The sequence below is a fragment of the Ectothiorhodospira shaposhnikovii genome (assembly GCF_016584105.1).
Lineage (GTDB): Bacteria > Pseudomonadota > Gammaproteobacteria > Ectothiorhodospirales > Ectothiorhodospiraceae > Ectothiorhodospira > Ectothiorhodospira shaposhnikovii.
This window is the reverse complement of the sequence record NZ_NRSM01000019.1, coordinates 24,066-40,775: the sequence shown is the minus strand read 5'-3', so window position 1 is coordinate 40,775 and position 16,710 is coordinate 24,066. Positions and strand designations below refer to the sequence as shown.

Annotated in this window: 13 protein-coding genes and 1 tRNA gene; 9 read left to right on the top strand and 5 right to left on the bottom strand. The window is 61.5% G+C overall.

Annotated elements, in window-relative coordinates; genetic code table 11:
* Positions 1-11 precede the first annotated feature (11 nt).
* From rsxC to CKO35_RS11625, 8 genes are all read left to right on the top strand, one after another.
* A complete protein-coding gene (gene rsxC / locus CKO35_RS11660; RefSeq protein WP_200176315.1) occupies positions 12-1,562 on the top strand; it encodes an electron transport complex subunit RsxC in 1,551 nt (516 codons plus the stop codon).
* Between the two features lie 3 nt (positions 1,563-1,565).
* Positions 1,566-2,672, top strand: coding sequence for an RnfABCDGE type electron transport complex subunit D (locus tag CKO35_RS11655; RefSeq protein WP_200176313.1), 1,107 nt, complete (start codon positions 1,566-1,568; stop codon positions 2,670-2,672).
* Positions 2,669-3,397, top strand: a complete 729-nt coding sequence (rsxG, locus tag CKO35_RS11650; protein ID WP_200176311.1) for an electron transport complex subunit RsxG — start codon at positions 2,669-2,671, stop codon at positions 3,395-3,397. The genes CKO35_RS11655 and rsxG overlap by 4 nt, the downstream gene beginning before the upstream one ends.
* Positions 3,394-4,092 (top strand): electron transport complex subunit E, encoded by a 699-nt coding sequence (locus tag CKO35_RS11645; protein WP_200176309.1) that lies wholly within the window; start codon positions 3,394-3,396, stop codon positions 4,090-4,092. The genes rsxG and CKO35_RS11645 overlap by 4 nt, the downstream gene beginning before the upstream one ends.
* 27 nt (positions 4,093-4,119) lie before the next feature.
* Positions 4,120-4,386 carry an RnfH family protein gene (locus tag CKO35_RS11640; RefSeq protein WP_200176307.1) on the top strand — a complete coding sequence of 89 codons (267 nt, stop codon included), beginning with the start codon at positions 4,120-4,122 and terminating at the stop codon, positions 4,384-4,386.
* Positions 4,387-4,608: 222 nt separating this feature from the next.
* Positions 4,609-5,712, top strand: a complete 1,104-nt coding sequence (locus tag CKO35_RS11635) for a patatin-like phospholipase family protein (protein ID WP_200176301.1) — start codon at positions 4,609-4,611, stop codon at positions 5,710-5,712.
* Entirely contained in the window at positions 5,709-7,154 is a 1,446-nt protein-coding gene (locus CKO35_RS11630) for a GntP family permease (protein WP_200176299.1), read from the top strand. The genes CKO35_RS11635 and CKO35_RS11630 overlap by 4 nt, the downstream gene beginning before the upstream one ends.
* 55 nt (positions 7,155-7,209) lie before the next feature.
* Positions 7,210-7,286: transfer RNA gene (locus CKO35_RS11625), tRNA-Arg, on the top strand.
* Between the two features lie 101 nt (positions 7,287-7,387).
* Here CKO35_RS11625 and CKO35_RS11620 read toward each other — a convergent pair.
* The 4 genes from CKO35_RS11620 to CKO35_RS11605 all read right to left on the bottom strand — a co-directional run bounded on the left by CKO35_RS11620 (position 7,388) and on the right by CKO35_RS11605 (position 14,222).
* Positions 7,388-11,188 (bottom strand): EAL domain-containing protein, encoded by a 3,801-nt coding sequence (locus CKO35_RS11620; RefSeq protein WP_200176297.1) that lies wholly within the window; start codon positions 11,186-11,188, stop codon positions 7,388-7,390.
* 3 nt (positions 11,189-11,191) lie between these two features.
* Positions 11,192-12,403 carry an ABC transporter substrate-binding protein gene (locus CKO35_RS11615; protein WP_200176295.1) on the bottom strand — a complete coding sequence of 404 codons (1,212 nt, stop codon included), beginning with the start codon at positions 12,401-12,403 and terminating at the stop codon, positions 11,192-11,194.
* 485 nt (positions 12,404-12,888) lie between these two features.
* The gene (locus CKO35_RS11610; RefSeq protein ID WP_200176293.1) at positions 12,889-13,791 is read right to left on the bottom strand and encodes an NYN domain-containing protein; all 903 of its coding nucleotides are present in this window, start codon (positions 13,789-13,791) and stop codon (positions 12,889-12,891) included.
* A gap of 47 nt (positions 13,792-13,838) precedes the next feature.
* Complete coding sequence (locus tag CKO35_RS11605) at positions 13,839-14,222, bottom strand: VOC family protein (protein WP_200176291.1); 384 nt, start codon at positions 14,220-14,222, stop codon at positions 13,839-13,841.
* A 264-nt stretch (positions 14,223-14,486) separates the two neighbouring features.
* On the opposite strand from CKO35_RS11605, the gene CKO35_RS11600 reads away from it, so the two are divergent.
* Positions 14,487-14,888, top strand: a complete 402-nt coding sequence (locus CKO35_RS11600) for a YchJ family protein (RefSeq protein WP_200176289.1) — start codon at positions 14,487-14,489, stop codon at positions 14,886-14,888.
* Positions 14,889-14,913: 25 nt separating this feature from the next.
* Here CKO35_RS11600 and CKO35_RS11595 read toward each other — a convergent pair whose 3' ends face one another.
* Positions 14,914-16,617, bottom strand: a complete 1,704-nt coding sequence (locus CKO35_RS11595; protein ID WP_200176287.1) for a sensor domain-containing diguanylate cyclase — start codon at positions 16,615-16,617, stop codon at positions 14,914-14,916.
* Positions 16,618-16,710: the final 93 nt, after the last annotated feature.

The following is a 16,710-nucleotide window of genomic DNA, read 5'->3' as shown; positions in this document are numbered from 1 at the left end:
AGGTGCTCCCCATGTTCCTGTTCAAGCGCAAACGTCCCGTGTTCCAGGGCGGCGTCCACCCCGATGACCGCAAGCAGGCCACCAGCGGACTGCCCATCGAGTGCCTGCCCATGCCGGCACGGCTCTATCTGCCGGTGCAGCAGCATATCGGTGCCGCCGCCCGTCCGGTGGTCAAGGCCGGCGATACCGTCCTAAAGGGCCAGATGATCGCCCGCGGCGACGGCGCCGTGTCGGCGGCCGTGCATGCGCCCACCTCGGGCCGGATCCTGGGAGTGGAACCCCATCCCGCCCCCCATCCCAGCGGTCTGCCGGTGGAGACCATCGTCATCGAACCGGACGGAGAGGATCGCTGGCTGGAGGACCCGGACCCGGAGCATGCCCTGAACCTGGAACCGGAAGCCATCGCCCGACGGGTGGCCGAGGCCGGCGTGGTGGGCATGGGTGGGGCCACCTTCCCCGCCGCCATCAAGCTGAACCTGGGGTCCCGGCATCACATCGATACCCTCATCATCAATGGCTCCGAATGCGAGCCCTATCTCACCTGCGATGACCGCCTGATGCGGGAACGCACCGACGAGGTGGTGGACGGCATCCGCATCATGCGCCATGCCCTGGGGGCGCGGCGCGCCCTGGTGGTGGTGGAGGACAACAAACCCGAAGCCCTGGCCGCACTGCAGGCACGCCTTTACGAGATGGACACCATCGAGGCCATGGCGGTCCCCACCCGTTATCCCATGGGTTCGGAAAAACACATGATCAAGGCGGTCACCGGCCGCGAGATCCCGGCCGGCAAGCTGGGGGCCGACATCGGCGTGATCGTCCACAACGTGGGGACGGCCTACGCCGTCCACCGGGCGGTGCGCATGCAACGCCCGCTGATCTCCCGCATCGTCACCGTGGGCGGCGGCGCGGTCCAGCGTCCCGCCAACCTGGAGGTCCTGCTGGGCACCCGGGTGGAAGACCTGCTGGCCCATTGCGGCGGCACCCGGCAGCCACCGGCCCGCCTGCTGATGGGTGGCCCCATGATGGGCCAGGTGATGCCCCATGCCCAGGTGCCGGTCATCAAGGGCAGCAACGGGATCATTGCCCTCACCGAGGAGGAGATCAACATCGGCGAGACCATGCCCTGCATCCGCTGCGGACGCTGCGTGGCGGCATGCCCCTGTGGTCTCATGCCTCTGGAGATGGCGGCAAGGATCCGCAAGGAAGACATGGACGGCGCCGTCGATTACGGCCTGATGGACTGCGTGGCCTGCGGTTCCTGCTCCTATGTCTGCCCGTCCCATATCCCTCTGGTGCAGTTCTTCCACCATGCCAAGGGGGTGCTGGGGGCCAGACGGGAGCAGCAGCGCCGCCAGGAGGAGATCAAGCGGCTGGCCCAGCAACGCAGGGAACGCCAGGAGGCGGAAGCCCGGGCCAAGGCCGAGGCAGCGGAACGACGCAAGGCGGAGCGCGAGGCAGCCAAGCGCAAGGCCGAAGAAGCCAAGGCCGCCCGCGCCGCCAAGGCGGCCACCGCCAAGGAGACCCCAAAGACCCCCGCCGCCGATCAGGCAGAGGCCTAACCCATGACTCAGACCACCCCCGTCAGCGGCCCCCATACCCACGCCCCCGGCAGCGTGGCCTGGAACATGGGCTGGGTCACCCTGGCCCTGCTCCCGGCCACCGCCTTCGGCGTCTACCTGTTCGGCTGGCCGGCCCTGAACCTGCTGCTGATCACCATTCTGGCCGCCGTGCTGTTCGAGGCCCTGTGCCTGCGCATCGCCGGGCGGCCGGTATCGCCGTTCCTGATGGACGGCTCGGCCATCGTCACCGGCCTGCTGCTGGCCCTGACCCTGCCACCGTGGGCGCCCTGGTGGATCGGCGTGCTGGGGGCGGCCTTTGCCATCATCGTCGGCAAGCATGTCTTCGGCGGCCTGGGCCAGAACTTGTTCAACCCAGCCATGCTGGCGCGGGTGGCCCTGCTGGTCTCCTTCCCCCTGGAGATGACCACCTGGATCACCCCCTCCCCCCTGTTTTCAGAGGGTGCCCCCGGCTTCCTGGAAGGGCTGGCCATCACCTTCGGCCTGGCGGCGATTCCCGATGCCGTCACCGGCGCCACGGTGCTGGGCGAGGCCCAGACCGGCTTCAGCCGGGACCTGGGGCTGTCCGAGACCCTGCCCGGAGTCTATGCCCCGCTCCAGCAGGCCCTGGGCTTCGTACCCAGCAGCCTGGGTGAAGGTTCCGCCCTGCTGCTCCTGGCGGGAGGGCTACTGCTCATGGCCAAACGCATCATCACCTGGGACGTCCCGGTGGCCATGCTGGGCACCCTGGTGATCCTGTCCACCGTGTTCATGCTCATCGACCCGGAGCGTTATGCCGGACCCGGTCTGCACCTGTTCTCCGGTGCGGCCATGCTGGTGGCCTTTTTCATTATCACCGATCCGGTCACCTCTCCCAGCACCGTGGCAGGACGACTGCTGTTCGGGGCCGGCTGCGGCCTGCTCATCTATGTCATCCGCACCTGGGGCGGCTATCCGGAAGGCGCCGCCTTCGCCGTGATCCTCATGAATGCCCTCACACCCCTGATCGACCACTACCTGCGTCCCCGCGCCTATGGCCGCACCCGGCGCGGGAAGCCCCTGCCGATGAAAAACACGGAAGCACCGGCACCGGCCCAGGAGAAACGCCCATGACCACCCTGGCACAACCCACCTACCGCAAACGGGTCGGCTACCAGGCCACTTTGCTGGGGGGCATCGCCCTGCTGGCCAGCGCCGTGCTGGTGATTGCCGACCTGCAGACACGGGACACCATCGCCGAGCGTCGCGCCGAGGATTTCCGCCGCACCCTGGAACAGGTCCTGCCCGCGCAGATGCACGACAACCGCCCCCAGGAGGACATCCATACCCTGCGCACCGAAGACGGACGCTCCCTGGAGGTTTACCGGGCCCGACAGGAAGGCCGGGTATCCGGCGTGGCGTTCCGGGTTCAAGGGCGGGGTTATGCCGGCCCCATCCATATCCTCATGGGCGTGGATGCCGCGGGTGAAGTGCTGGGCGTACGGGTGCTGCAACACAAGGAAACCCCGGGGCTGGGCGACAAGATAGAGGTGAATCGTGATCCATGGATCCTGTCCTTCGACGGCCTGAGCTTCAGCGCCCTTCCCGCCCCCCGCTGGGCGGTACAGAAGGACGGCGGTCCCTTCGACCAATTCACCGGGGCCACCATCACCCCCCGGGCGGTGGTGAACGCCGTGCGGGACGGGCTGACCCTGTTCCATGCCCATCAGTCGGAACTGCTGCAACGGGCCCCGGATGCTCCGGATGAGCCGATGCCGACGGCCATACAGGATTCTGCCTCCCCCGAGCCCCCCAGGACATCCCCGCCCGCCCGGAATCTGCCGGAGATACACTCATGACCCAAAGCGCCAAGGCACTGCTGGAGGACTATCGCCGTCTGTTCCGGGACGGCATCTGGGACAACAACGTGGTCATGGCCCAGATGCTGGCCCTGTGCCCGTTGCTGGCGGTCACGGGCACCGCCACCAACGGACTGGGCATGGGCCTGGCCACCACCTTCGTCATGGTGGCCTCGGGGCTTTTGGTCTCCATGTTCCGGACCATCATCACCCCCGAGGTGCGGATTCCGGTCTTCATTCTGCTGATCGCCAGCCTGGTGACCCTGGTGGACCTGGTGATGAATGCCTACCTGTATGAAATGCACAAGGCACTGGGCCTGTTCATCCCCCTCATCGTCACCAACTGCGCCATCCTGGGCCGGGCCGAGTCCTTCGCATCCCGCCAGCCGGTGCATCGGGCCATGGTGGACGGTCTGGCCATGGGGGTGGGTTTCACCGTGATCCTGGTGGTTCTGGGAGCCGTACGCGAGATCCCGGGCAGCGGCACCCTGTTTGCCGATGCCCACCTGCTGCTGGGGGATGGTTTTGCCTGGATGGAGATGACCCTGATTCCCGAATACCGGGGCGTTTTGCTCATGATCCTGCCTCCAGGCGCCTTCCTGGCCCTGGGCTTCATCCTGGCGGGCAAACGGGTGCTGGATGCCCGGCTGGCGGCGCGGACAGCGCTGGCGGCGACCCCGGCCACATCTTCATGACATGACAGGCTTGGGAGGAATACATCCATGAAAGTCGGCGTAGCCTACAGTGAGCCCGGCAACCAGGCCTGGCTGCAGGTGGAACTACCGGAAGGGGCCACCGTGCAGCAGGCCATTGAGCAGTCCGGCATCCTCAAGCGGTTTCCGGGCATTGATCTGGACAATCAGAAGGTGGGCATCTACGGCAAGTTCTGCAAGCTGGACAACCCGGTGCAGGAAGGGGACCGGGTGGAGATCTATCGCCCCATCACCGTGGACCTGTCCGATGACGATGATGATGACGACGACGATTGATCCGGCCTGCCCCACCCGTCATTCCCGCTAACTCCCTCGTCATTCCCGCGAAAGCGGGAATCCAGTGACGGAACAGAAAACCCTGGGCTCCCGCTTGCACGGGAGTGACAGGTGACAAAAATACCCGGGAATAACTGGAAGGAACGTCCCCTCCTCCAGGACTGGACATCCCCCCGCTGCTGCGTTGCAATAGAACCAAGCTCACACCGGAATCAGTGACCAATGAGCAACAGCACACCCCGCAAGACCGTGGATCTGGCCCTGCAGGGGGGCGGCGCCCACGGCGCACTCACCTGGGGCGTCCTGGACCGCCTGCTGGCGGACCCCCGTATCCACATCAGCAGCGTCAGCGGCACCAGCGCCGGCGCCATGAACGCCGTGGTCATGGTCGACGGGCTGGACCGGGGCGGCCGGGAAGGCGCCCGCAACGCCCTCACCGCCTTCTGGAAGGCCGTCAGCGACGCCGCCCGCTTCTCCCCCATCCAGCGCACGATCTGGGATCGGCTCACCGGTCGTTTCAGCATGGACCATTCACCGGGCTACCTCTTCTTCGAACAGCTCACCCGGCAGTTCTCCCCCTACGAACTCAACCCTCTCAACATCAACCCCCTGAGGGACCTGGTGGCCGAGCAGATCGATTTCGAACGGGTCAACCACTGCAGTGAACTTAAGGTCTTCGTCACCGCCACCAACGTGCGCACCGGACGAGGCCGCATCTTCACCCAACCCGAACTGACCGTGGACACGGTGATGGCCTCCGCCTGCCTGCCCTTCATGTTCCAGGCGGTGGAGATCAACGGCGAGGCCTACTGGGACGGCGGCTACATCGGCAACCCGGCCCTCTACCCCCTGGTGGAGGACACCGCCACCCGCGACCTGATCATCGTGCAAATCAACCCGATGGTAAGGGAAGAACTACCCCGCACCGGCCGGGACATCATCAACCGGCTCAACGAGATCACCTTCAACGCCAGCCTGATCAAGGAACTGCGCGCCATCGAGCTGCTCCACCAGCTGATCGAGGCGGAGCAGCTGGAATCGGAACGCTACCGGGACATCTTCGTGCACCTGATCCACGCCCACGAGGAACTCAAGGATCTGGACGCCTCCAGCAAGCTCAACGCCGAGTGGAATTACCTCACCCACCTCCGTGACCGGGGCCGGGCCTGGGCCGACGGCTTCCTGGAACGCCATTTCGATGACCTGGGCCAACGCTCCAGCTTCGATCTGAAAAGCCTGTTCACCGACACCTTCGCCCCACCCGATCTGGAGCATGAGGACAGCGGCGACAACCACGACCATCCGCGCAAGGAGGTCAAGCCATGATGGGTATCCTGGTCATTCTCATCGCCCTGGGCCTGCTCATGTACCTGGCCTACCGGGGCATCAGCCTGCTGATCCTGGCCCCGGCCCTGGCCACCTTCGCCGTGGTGGCCACCATGGACGGCCCGGTGCTGGGCAGCTACACCCAGATCTTCATGGGGGCGGCGGGGGATTTCATCACCCTCTACTTCCCGGTTTTCCTGCTGGGGGCCATCTTCGGCAAGCTGATGGAGGATTCAGGCAGCGCGGACGTGCTGGCCAAGGCCATCATCAGCTGGCTGGGCAGCAGCCGGGCCATCCTGGCGGTGGTGCTCTCCTGCGCCCTGATGACCTACGGCGGGGTTTCCCTGTTCGTGGTGGCGTTTGCGGTCTACCCCATCGCCGCCGCCCTGTTCCGCCAGTCGAACATTCCCAAGCGCCTGATCCCGGCCACCATCGCCCTGGGCGCTTTCACCTTCACCATGACCGCCCTGCCCGGCACCCCGGCGATCCAGAACGCCATCCCCATGCCCTACTTCGGCACCTCTCCATTTGCCGCGCCGGGCCTGGGCATCATCACCGCCCTGGTGATGTTCACCCTGGGCATGCTCTGGCTCACCTACCGGTCCCGCAAACTGGCCCATGAAGGCTACGGCGACCATCCGGATGCGGACTTCACCCCCAACAAGGAACTGCGGGAAAAGGCCTCAGGCGAGGGCTTCGATCTCATGGAACTGCCGGTGGAACAACGCCCGGCGGCACCGCCCTCCGTGTTCGTGGCCATGCTGCCCCTGGTGCTGGTGATCGCCATCAACCTGCTGTTCACCTTCCTGATCATCCCGCGCATGGACACGGACTTCCTGGCCCTGCCCCTGTACGGTGAGACCAGCATCGAACAGGTGCGGGGGATCTGGTCCGTCATCGCCGCCCTGGTGCTGTCGCTGCTGGTGGTGATCGCCACCAACTGGAAACGCCTGCCCACACTCAAACAGTCGGTGGATAGCGGTGCCAACGCCTCCCTGCTGCCCATCTTCAACACCGCCAGCCTGGTGGGCTTTGGCGCCGTCATCGCCTCCCTGGCGGCCTTCCTGCTGATCCGCGATACGGTAGTGGGGCTGGGGGGCGACAACCCCCTCATTTCCCTGGCCATCGCGGTGAACATCCTGGCGGGCATGACCGGCTCCGCCTCGGGGGGCATGAGCATCGCCCTGTCCACCCTGGGCGAGACCTACATGGAAATGGCCCAGGCCCGGGGCATCGATCCGGAACTGCTGCACCGGGTGACGGCGGTGGCCACCGGAGGGCTGGACACCCTGCCCCACAACGGCGCGGTCATCACCCTGCTGGCCATCTGTGGCCTCACCCATCGCCAGGCCTATTTCGACGTGGCCATGGTAGCCATGCTGGCCCCGTTCATCTCGCTGGTGGTGCTGATCACCCTGGGGACCCTGTTCGGGAGCTTCTAAAAAAATCCTTGACACCCCTCGGCCCCGTCCATAAAATGCGCGCTTCAGTTGTTCAGCGCCCGTAGCTCAGTTGGATAGAGTACCTGGCTACGAACCAGGTGGTCGGAGGTTCGAATCCTTCCGGGCGCGCCATAATAAGAAAAGGACCAGTAACTTAGCGTTGCTGGTCCTTTTTTAGTTTTGGGCCTTGAAGGCGAAAAACCATGGGCTCAAAGTTGGACTCGCTTCCACCATCAGGTTCCGATCAACTCCCAAATTGCCTCCATGAGTCGGTCATGCAGAGCCTCCACTTCGGTCAAACGCTTCCGGGCCAGGTGATCGTCACCCTTCTGTGTGAGCACGATCAGTTCGCAGCCCAGTTGATGCACCTGTTCGTGTAGGGTAAGTATCATGGGGCAGGCGTCTCCCCTGCCATCCTGACTCGCCAACCAACGACCAAAGTGGCATTGTTGCGGTGACAGTTCGGGGGGATTCGGGTTTGTCTCGTGCAGGTACGCTTTTAGCGCATTCATCCAAGCACGATGGGCAACCATGCCGAATAGCACGGGCAGCAGAGTAGCGGGGATGGGGGAGGTTCCATTCCAACTGGCATGAGGTTGCCACCGTGCATGCCATCGCGTCATCTCTTCTGAAGGCATGGGTTTTGCTATGGCATAGCCTTGGCCGATTTTGCAGCCCAGCTGCAACAGCATTTGGCCGTGAATCTCGGTCTCAACCCCTTCGGCGATCACGCCACGCTGGAAGCTCTCGGCCAGGCCGATCACCCCATGCAGAATGGCTAGATCATCCGGATCATCCAGCATGTCGCGCACAAAGCTTTGATCGATCTTCAGGGTCTCTACAGGCAATCGCTTCAGATAGGTCAACGAGGAGTAGCCGGTGCCGAAATCATCCAGTGAGAAACTGACACCGAACCCCCGACATTCTCTGATCAAGCTGGAAATGTGAGCAATATCCCGTAGGGCGCTGGTCTCAATGACCTCCAGTTCCATGTCACCCGGTTGCACGGCAGGGTAGCGGGCCAGTGCGGCGCGCAGCTTGGCAACAAAGTCGGATTGGGTTAGTTGCAGCGCATCCACATTGACGCTGACCGTCAGGGCATGCCCCTGCTCACGCCATTGGCTGATCTGCGCCAGCGCCGCCTCGATCACCCAGTCGCCCAGCCCTACCATCAGCGGGTGGCCCGCCAGCTGCGGCAGAAAGTCGACGGGTAGTAGCAGACCCCGCTCTGGGTGCTGCCACCGGATCAGAGCCTCAGCACCCAACAAAACGCCAGTCGCCATGGCAACCTTTGGCTGATAGAAGAGCACAAATTCATTGTTTTCCAATCCCTGGCGAATCGCCTCCAGAGCCTCGTGCCGATCGCGTTGGTAGCGATCATGTTCCACATCGAACAGGTGGTAACGATTCCCGCCGGCGAGCTTGGCCTGGTACATCGCCTGATCCGCCTGGCGCAGTAGCTGGTCGGCATCAATCGGTTCGGCCTGAGGATAGAGACTGAGCCCCAGGCTGGCGCAGACCTGCAGGCTGTGCTCCCCATCACTCACCGGACAGGACGCGGCGTTGAGCAAGCGCTGCAGCAGCGGTCTTGCGGACTCGACATCGGGCAGATCCAGCAATACCGCAACGAACTCGTCCCCTCCCAAACGGGCCAGAGTATCTCCATCACGCAGGGAAGCCTGCAGCTTTTCGGCCAAGGCGACCAGCAGACGATCCCCCGCATCATGACCGTAGTGATCATTGACCATCTTGAAGCTGTCCAGGTCGATATAGACCAGCGCCAACTGCTGTCGACGCCGAGCCATCAGGGCCATCGCCTGCTGCAGACGGTCCGCCAGCAAGACCCGGTTGGGTAGTCCGGTGAGCGCGTCGAAGTGAGCCATGTGCTCCAGTTGCCGTTGCTGCTCCTTGATCTGCGTGATGTCGGAAAACAGCCCGACGTAGCGCTGTATCGTGCCGTCGGCACCGCGCACCGCGCTGATGGTCAGCATCTCGGCGTAAGAGTCGCCGTCTTTGTGACGGTTCCAGATCTCGCCGGTCCAACTGCCCTCGTCCTGCAGGGCCCGCCACATCTCGGAGTAGAAGGCTTTACCTTGCCTGCCGGACTTGAGCAAGCGCGGATTCTGTCCCAACACCTCATGCCGCTCGTAACCAGTGATGCGGGTGAAGGCAGCGTTGACGTCGATGATGTCGCCTTGGGAGGTCGTGATCAGGATCCCTTCGTTAGCGTAATGGAATACGTTGGCGGCCTGCCTCAACTGTTTCTCCGCCGCGCTGCGCTGGATCTCGGAGGCCACGCGATCGACGAATAACCCCAGCAGGGACAGGGCCAGGCCGCGCACTTGCTCCGTCAGCGGCCGCCGGCCCAATGTGAGCAGAATCCCCAGCGTCCGGTCCTGCTTGTCGATCAGCTTATGGCCGACGCACGCCTGGATGCCGATCTCCTTGAGCAGAGGGTCACCGGGGAACAGGGACTGGCTGTCCTCCGGATAGCAGACGGCCCCCTCCCTGATGATATCCGCACAAAGCGTCCCCGACAGGTCGTAGTGAAAGGGCGTGAGCAAATGGCCATCGGTCCAACCGGCAAACGCCTCCAACCGGTACTGTTCCGCCTCCAGAAGGCCCACAAAGGCGATGTCGGTACCCAGTGCCTCGCACAGCAGGCGGCAGGCGTGGCCGAAAAACTCATCCCCCCCCAGTCGGGCCAACTCGCGATTGAGAGTGGAGAGGACCTGTTCGAACTGCTTGCGCCTAGTGATGTCGCGCATCACCCCCACTGCGTGCCAGCGGCCATCGATCTGTAGCGCCGACATGGACAACTCAATTTGCACTTCGTGCCCGTCACCATGCAAAGCCTCAAGCTCTGTCAGGGTCCTGAGCACGGGGCTGGGGCCCGCTTGGACAAATTCCGCGTAGCCGCGAGCGATCGCTTCACGGTGACGCTCTGGCGCAAGGGCCTCGTGAACGGTCCGCCCGATCAAGGCCTCCGGCGGGAACCCAAGGGTAGTTTCGAACGCCGGGTTGCAGTACACCAGCTTGCCTCTGTCGTCGGACATGAAGATAGGGTCCGGCGAGGCTTCGGTGACCGCGCGCAGCATGGCCTCCGACTCCTGTAGTCGTTGCTCCGCCTGGCGCCGTTGCGTCACTTCCTGGTAGGCGCCCGCAACACGGACAATACGTCCATTCATATCACGTATCGGCTGCGACACCGTACGAACCCAGACACGCTTCCCAGAGGCGCTCAGGATCTCAAACTCCTCGTCATACGGCATCCCGTCCCGGGCACACGCCTCAAACAGTTCGGCGATCCGCTCACGGTACTCGGGGGCGTAGTACCTGATGCCCTCTTCAATAGAAACCGTCGAACCGGGCGGCATATCATGGATACGGCAAACCTCATCCGACCAGTACACCCTATCGGTTTCCAGATCAACCACCCAGCCGCCGATTTTCGCAACCGACGCGGCCATACTCATAAGTCGCGTATTGTCCTCAAGTTGGCGTTTGATTGAGGCCAGGTAAAAAGCGCGCTTGGTGAGCCACCACACGCATACCGCCATCCCCAAGAGAATCAAGAGATTGAACCCGGCCGTACGCCTCAGGTTTTCCAATACCTGCGCCCGCAGGTGGTGAAGGTCGGAATAGACCGTCAGTTTTCCAATATGACGCTGATCCCCTTCATGGTCATACAACAACGCAAAATCAAACGATTCGAGGTCCCCAGGATCTTCCATCGTCCTCAGAAGCGGCTGGTACTCCCCCAGGACATATTCGTAGACGGATACCGCATCGATATACGGCAGCCGGACCAACCCCCCGGAAATCAGGTTCAACTGCTCCTGTTCGAAGAAAAAAACTGCGGCGGCGGTTGGGTCGAGATAGCTTTTCTCTACCGACTGCAGGGCCTGATCACGATCCTTTACTCCCTGCTGATAAAAGACGTAGGCCTGAAACACCAGAATGAGCACCGTTACAACGGTGCTCATCAGGATGATGAAGCCAAGGTGCTTCGTTCTTGTCCAGGCCATTGGCATGATCTACCGATCTCCCGTGATCTCACTCAGGCGGGACACATCTTTGCCGTGATGGAAACGGGAATATCGGCGAAAGTCGATCGAATCGAAACTGCGTATCCAGCCCCAAATGTCTTCCGCCGTGGAGCGATCGGCAACGATCGGCGCGGATAGCACCACAGAGCTTGAGTCGCTGACAGGGTCAAGCCCATGCAGGTGATCATGCAAATCGATCATCACCTGAGCCCACAGCAAACTGGTGCCGGCGACGGTTGCCACAAGTTTGCCTTTCAGCACGGCATCAATACCAGCATGCGATAGATCCAGTCCGCCGGTCAGCACAACCGGACCGTCATCGGCCGGATCATTGTCGATTGCTTCAGCGGCACCGATCGCCAACTGGTCACTGGCCGCCCACAGCACAGAAATCTCGGGATAGCGGCGCAAGATCTGGCTGGCCATCCTGCGTCCCTCTTCCGGCGTCCATTGCGTGTATACCATCTGCACCAACCGGACATCCGGATATTCGTCCACTGCCCGGCGCAGCCCGGCTTCACGCAGAATTGATCCGTACCAGGACCTGGATCCATTGATGCCCGCCACCTGGATCGTGTCAGCCTTCCCTGCATTTCCCTCCCGGGCGGCGGCGATCAGTTCCTGCGCCAGGAGATAGCCTTTCCGTTCTTCGTCTTCATGGAAATAACCAGCCCAGTACTTATAGTCCCGGCCAGGTCTTTTCCCTATTTCTGCCAGTTCTTCAGGAAATAGCGGGCCGTTCAGGAAAAAGGGGATTCCAATTTTCTCGGCTGCCTTCATCAACCGGCTCGCCTGTCCAAACTCAACCGAGAAGATGGCCGCATCCGGCAGAGGCTCTGTCGTCAGTCGCCTCACTCCAGCCGACACTGTCGCAAAGCGATCCAGAACACTAAACTCATGAATCTCAAGGTCGATCTCAAGATCAGCAGCGACGGCATGTAGCACCGAATGGATCTCTGGCCAATAGGTGTTATCCGCCGTGGTTGGGGTAAAGACCGCAATATGGAATCTCGAAGACTCAGAGGCACTATTGCCGCCGATGACGGCAGCAGGGGGAGTCTCCACGCGTGGTGGATCTGCATGACTTGCCAGAACATACCCCAAGGCAGCATTAAAAATAAAACCGAAAACCAATAAGCAAGCCACCGCAAATACGGTGCGCCTGAATACGAGTCTCTGCAATGCCAGCAGACAAGACATGAGGATGAATTCCTCTTTAATGCCGGGTTATCGCATGCATTGAGGGTTCTGGAAACACGCTAGTCCGTGATTCACCTGCGCCATCGGCCAGATCCTTTGAGCACCACTATAACTTTTCCGCTTTATTCCCTTCTACAAGTATCGTACAGCGGGCGCAGCCAAGTACCCATGATCGACATGGGCCATGTATCCCTGCTAGAGCCGGGGAATCCCCAAGTTATTCGGCAAGGATTTCCTTGTGAAACAGAGCGACATTAATCCGTCAATCAAATAGCTACGCTACTGCATGCTGAATGAGCTTGAACTGAAAACAGTTCGCAATCTGCTCGGGCAATTTTTGCAGCTTGCATAGATGAGACAGCACCTCCGGTTTCAGTTGATCCTTGTTTCGCGCCGGAGGAACTTTGTGAGTACCCGCTTTCAGGTCACCGGGTTAATAACCCTGATCTTGCCTGAACATTCACCCGGCAAGATGCGCCGAATCATCACACCACCTTGATGCTGACAGCACACGGCCCCTTCTCGTTGGTGCCCATTTCGTACTCGACGCAATCGCCGATCTTCAGTTCAGCAAAATCCGCATTGAGTACTGAGGCATGAAAAAAGAACAGGTTGCTTCCACCCACCGTCGGAGTGATGAAACCAAACCCTTCTTTCAGGTTCTGGATTCGCCCCGTGAGGGTGTCATCCCTGGAACCACCCTTTGGATTCGCCTCGGCAATGACTGATCTGACACTGAATTCCGACTTTGGCACGAACAACCCGTTTATCAGCGGAGCATTGCGCAGCGAGCGATCGTCAATGATCTCATGCATTAACACCGGATAGGTGACTTCCGCCAACAAGGCCTGGGATGTGCGGGTTTCCCTCTCCTGATCGTTCTGGTCGGTGAACTTGAAGTCCCACGCCATCAGCATGACCCGCGTACCTACGGTACTGAGCTTTCTGACCAAGGGAACAAAATCCCCATCGGAGGCCACTATCACACTGACATCAAAGCGCTTGTAAATTGCCAGCTCGTATGCCTCAAGGGCCAGCCAGACATCAATGCCCTTTTCGCCACCGGGTCCGAGCGGAAGGTAATGGGTCGTGACCCCCTGACGCATCAGGACATCATCAAAAAGCCTCTCCTTGAGCAGGATATCGCGCTGCTCTGCATCCTGTGCACGAAGGCGCCCTCTGAAGTAGTGGGCATCAACTATCTGACAATACCTGGCATCAACCCCCTCCTCCGCGGCAACCTTGTGCCGTATAAACTGGTGCAGGCCGGATATGCTGATCCGTGACTTCCTTGAATGGACGTAGTGATAGTAGTTGCTGACGTGAAGGAAAAAATTACCATCGTAAAAGACGCCGATTCGCGTGAGTTTCCGATCTGCACTGGGCATGAGTAGTGGGCTCTGTTTTTATTGATGATGCATCGCGCAGATCCCTTTCATGCGCTGACCGGCGTACAGATCTCCACCAGGAAACCTTCCGGGTCGGAAACGTAGGCGACCGTCTGGCCCCAGGGCATTTCTTCCGGTGTCTGCCTGAGAGTCGCCCCGGCGGCCAGTGCCCGCTCCAGGGCCGCTTGCACGTCGTCGGTGACCACGGCGATCTCGAAGCATGGATGGTCCGGATCAGGGACCTGCGGGCTCTTGCCCAGGGTCTGCATCAGGCGGCGGGATGAAAATGCCAGGGCGGTGGTGCCAGTGGCAAGTTCCGCAAAATCTCCCGTTTCGTGTAGAAAGCGGGTGTCAAAACCAAAAGCCTGATTATAGAAGGCGACCGTCCGAGGGACATCTTCCACGTACAGGATGGTGTATCCCAGCTTCATACCGCTGCCTCCATTTTCTGTGGTGATCTGGAAGAATGAATGGTGATGGCATGGCTCATGGGGCACGAACCTCATGAAGAATCATGGCCATCATACAGGGAGGGTGGCTAAAATTTAACCACACAGTGAAAGCCACCCTGTATTTCAAGGCTTGCAAGCGGGTATCCCGAGATTGTCCACAGGATTGTCCACGGTTTCTGTGGACAATCTCACAGCCCTCTGCCGCACGGATTATCCAACCATGCCCACCCCAGGAGAATCGACATGGCAAAACACAGGTCGCCCCCGAATCACTGCCCCTGTGGTTCAGGTCTCATTCGCGCACGCTGCTGCGGTCCTTTTCTGGATGGGGATGCCATCCCCCAGACGGCACAGGCCCTGATGCGCTCCCGCTACGCCGCCTTCGTGGAGCGGCGCACGGACTATCTGCTGAACACCTGGCATCCGAAGCACCGTCCCCAAGAGCTGGAACTGAATGATCACCAGCAGTGGCTGGGTCTGAGCATCCGTGGCACTGCGGGAGGTGGCATGGAAGATGAGCGCGGCGAGGTGGAATTCGTGGCCCGCTCCCGGGTCGGCGGCAAGGGGCACCGCCTGCATGAGCGCAGTCAGTTCCTGCGCATCGACGGGCGCTGGTATTACGTGGATGGCGAATTTCCTGGCTGATCCGGTCCGGGCGCCCTGCAATCGGCTATCCCACCACCACGCGATCCTTTCCCCCGGACTTGGCTGCGTAAAGTGCCTGATCCGCCCGCAAAAACAGGGTCTGCGCAGTTTCCTCCGGTCGTAACGCAGCCAGACCAATACTGATGGTCTGCGGCCCACCTTCCCGATTGAACGGATTGGGCATGCGGGCCACCGACAGGCGCATGCGTTCGGCAATTTCCAACGCCGTGGCCTCGTCAGTCCCCGGCAGCAGGGCAACGAACTCTTCTCCACCATAGCGGCAGACGATATCACCCCTGCGTACGGTATCGGCCAGAGTCTGGCCCATGCGGATCAGCACCTGATCGCCGGCCGGGTGACCATGATTGTCATTGACCTGTTTGAAATCATCCGCATCGATGATCACCATCGACAGGGGGTCTCCCAGGCGCTGCGCCTGGGAGACCAGATCCGGCAACCTGTGTTCAAGATGACGGCGGTTATACAGACCGGTCAGTTCATCCAGCAAGGCGATACGTTCAAGCTGATTGCCCCGGCGCACCAGGGCTTCCCGTTCGGCCTGCAACCCTCGAATCCGGTCCGCCAGGGCCAGTGACAGCAATACGGTTTCCAGGGCCGATCCCCCCTGGACGGCATAGTAGGTGAACAGATTATTGGGCAACACGCCCAGAGCAGCCAGGATGAAAAGCAAGGTCCCGATCAGCATGACCGCCCAGGCCAGCAGCAGGTATATCGCCGGCCGGAACTGATGAATATGGATCGCGCGCAGGGTGGCGCCCACCACCAGCAGCATGATCATGAGTACCGCCAGCGAGAAGAAAAGTACACTGCCCGCAGGCCCGGTCCAGAGATACAGCAATGTCCCGACCAAGGGCAGCGGCAAGGCCAGACGCATCCCCCGATCCCATGCGGGATCCCGTCGCCGGGTGCCGAGAAAGCGCCGGGTGAATTCCAGGGCAAACAGCGACAGCAGCGCCACGGACAGGAACATCAAGAGATGGGTGGTCTGGGTCGCCACCTCCGGAAACAGCTCCAGATGAAGCCCTCGTTGGAAGAAGAAATAACCGGCGGTAGAGAGAATGAAGGCCACGTACCATGCGTAGCTGACATCCCTCAGGCTGAAAAGCAGGAAAAGGTTATACAACGCCAGGGCCAGGATGATGCCGTGATAGGCTCCCTGCAACACCCAGAAACCGGTCGCCTGGGCATAATGCCCCTCCAGGGTCTGGATTTCTCCGTGAAAACGCAGGTTCTGGCCGGTTTCGATCCGAAGCAGATAGTGAGCAGGTCCATCGGCGGCGATGTAAAAGGTATGTCGCCAGGCGGGGCGCAATCGACCATCCCGGCCCACGACCTGATGCCGAGGTACCAGGCTCCAGGCCCCGCCCTCACCCATGATAAACAGACTCACCGATTCAAACAGGGGATTGTCCAGGGACAGCAACCGTGGGCGCGGGTCCGGATCAGCCAGCGCAAAGGCCACCCAGAGCACGCCGGGCGCCATGCCGAGGTTGAATGAGCGGGTTTCAGGCCTGGTGAATCCAGGACTGCCATGGGCCAGCAGGCCCTCCGGCGTGACGTGGCGGGCCGTGTCCAGGTAAAGCGCGCTGTGCGGTGCCAGGGGGATGCGTTCCTGTCCGGCCACCCCGATCGGCTCAGGCCAGCCAGGATCAACCGCCAGGGATGGGCTGGGCCAGAGCGCCAGAAGCAGGAGAATCAGCAGGAACATGCCCCCTGGCCACCCTGCCTTCTCGAGCCGATAGTCCCTTGTCATCATCCGCACTCATTTGCCGGCCGGGGCATGCCACACGGTCGGGGACAT